Origin of the sequence: Atribacter sp. (assembly GCF_035418125.1) — a bacterium.
In the GTDB taxonomy this organism is placed as follows: domain Bacteria; phylum Atribacterota; class Atribacteria; order Atribacterales; family Atribacteraceae; genus Atribacter; species Atribacter allofermentans.
Genome location: NZ_DAOLQM010000309.1, coordinates 1 through 2,332, shown reverse-complemented (window position 1 = coordinate 2,332; position 2,332 = coordinate 1). Strand labels below are relative to the sequence as shown.

Below are 2,332 nucleotides of genomic sequence, written 5' to 3'. Positions count from 1 at the left end.
CAAAAAGCTCTTTTTTCAATTCAGGGTTTTCCTGAGTATTAATTGATCTCCAAATTTCAATGGTTTGTGATGAATTGCAGCTGGGGCATTGAAACTCAATATGTTCACAAATCGACATTTCCTTCTCCTTTTTAAAACTTTAAAAATTTTACTTTTCAGACCAATTTTTTGCGATAACAACATCTACTTCTATGGGTACATGTTGGATAAATTTCTTCCCTGCTTTAATCATTGTTTCTTTTAAAAAATGAGAAATTTCTTGGCCTTTTTCTTGTGGAGATTCAAGTAGAATTTCATCGTGGACGGTTCCAATGAGATGAATATCCTTGCTATTCAAATAAGGGAAAGACATAGCCATAGCCTGTTTCACTATATCGGCAGCCGTTCCTTGGATTGGAGTATTAAAGAGTTCAGTGATTCGGGGTCGTTCCTCCCATAGTCGTAATCGTCCATTAAGAGTTCGAATTTCTTTAAGACGACTATTACTGAGTTCTTTTTGCCAGGAAGCTATGCCTTGATAAATTTCAAAGAAACGTTTACGGAAATTAACTGCCTGTTGATCGGTCATCTCGACACCATAAGAATTTTGAGCATAGAGCTTTAAGCCTCGAGCTCCCATGGCATATAAGAGACCAAAGTTCACTGCTTTTGCGGCTTGTCTTTCCTCTTTGGTAACTTTATCGATATCTTTTCCAATTAAAAGGGAAGCAGTCAAACAATGAATATCTTGGTTTTGTTGAAAAGCATCGATCATTCTTTGATCGTGGCTTATTTCAGCAGCAACACGAAGTTCGACCTGAGAGTAATCACCAATTATTAAGATATTTCCTGCAGCTGGAATAAAACATTCTCGAAAAATCTGATCTCGAGGGATTTGTTGGAGATTGGGATTTCGACAAGAAAAGCGTCCGGTAGCAGTTCCAATTTGCCAGTAATCAGGGTGAATTCGACTGGTTACTGGATGGATATACTTGGGGAGAGCGCTGGCAAATGATTGGAGTACTTTGGTTACTTTACGATAATCAATTAGAGCTTGAATGACTGGAAATTGACGGCTTAATTGAGATAATTCTTCATGCGAGGTGGTTTTTAAAGGAATACCCAACTGTTGCAAGGCTTCCAACATTTGTTTAGGGCTATCTAAGTTAAGAAGCGGTGGTTCAGTGATTTGATTATCCATAAATGGAAGCTGGGGGATTCTCTTAAATCCTTCACTAAGTCTTTGGCGGAGAGTTGCTGTTAAATCGCTTTGATTTTTTTCCAGTTCTTGGGTCAATTTTCCCCATTTTTCGGTATGAAGTAGCATTCCACTGAGTTCCATATCTACAACGGCTGGGAGACACTCAAATTCTAATTTGGCTGTAGCAGATAAGTTTGAGTTTTCCAGTTTCGAAAGAAGGCTTGGATAAATTTCCAGCAACACCTGAGCATCACGAGTCGCGTAATTTAATTGTTCATCACTTAAGTCGTTACCCCAATCGCTGCTTTGTAATTCTTTAGGAAGGTCAATATTTAATTCCTCACGAGCCAAGTCAGACAGCTTAAAACCCTGGCTTTTTTGACCAGCTGATAAAACTTGTGCGGCTAACATGGTATCAAAATAAGGACCATGCACAATAAACCCGGATTTTAACAAAAACTTCAGATCAAACTTAGCGTTGTGAAAAATTTTAAGAGCTGGTGAAGTAAGGATTTTGTTTAAAGAGGAAATAATTTCATGAGATGCTTTCCAAAGATCAACCAAAATTACTGGTTGGTTTGGAGATGCAATTTGGATCAACCGAACTCGGTTTTGAAAAGGATCAAGTCCAGTAGTTTCGGTATCAATTGCAAAGATTATGTTTTCATTTAAAGATGATAAAAGTGGTTGAATATCATCAATTGTTTTTATTAAGCGATAATCGGTGTGTATCAAGGTTAAATTTATCCTTTCTTCTTTTTGGTTTAATTTGGATCTATTGATATTGTATCTTTTTTTTGGGTTTTGTGTAAATTTAAAATCTTGAAACACTTATTCTATAGTAGCACGAGGTAGCAATGAAAATACTAATATACTTTTTTAAATAATCGAAGACATTTCTATCTAACCTTATCCAAAGGAGAGGAAAAATGAAAAAATCAAAAGATGAGATCCTCACGGCTTCATAAAGCGAAGCCTCAGGATGACGCCGGTGGCGCCAGATGAGATCCTCACGTCCTTAAATACTGAGGGGGAGAGGGCGCGAGAGGGTGAGGGGGAGAAAAAGAAAAAGACAATAGGACTTAGGATGACCGATGAAAGGCACACCCCCCTAACCCCCCTCAATGGGGGAATGAATTCAACAATTCCCCT

The 2,332-nt window shown here is 37.9% G+C and carries 2 protein-coding genes; both read right to left on the bottom strand.

The window, feature by feature from the left end:
• Positions 1–118 (bottom strand): CpXC domain-containing protein (locus PLK24_RS11550; RefSeq protein WP_502876079.1); only part of this gene is annotated, 118 nt, incomplete at its 3' end.
• A gap of 30 nt (positions 119–148) precedes the next feature.
• Positions 149–2,011: a bifunctional 3'-5' exonuclease/DNA polymerase gene (locus tag PLK24_RS10850; protein ID WP_324479044.1), complete on the bottom strand. Its 1,863-nt coding sequence runs from the start codon at positions 2,009–2,011 to the stop codon at positions 149–151.
• Between the last annotated feature and the right edge of the window lie 321 nt (positions 2,012–2,332).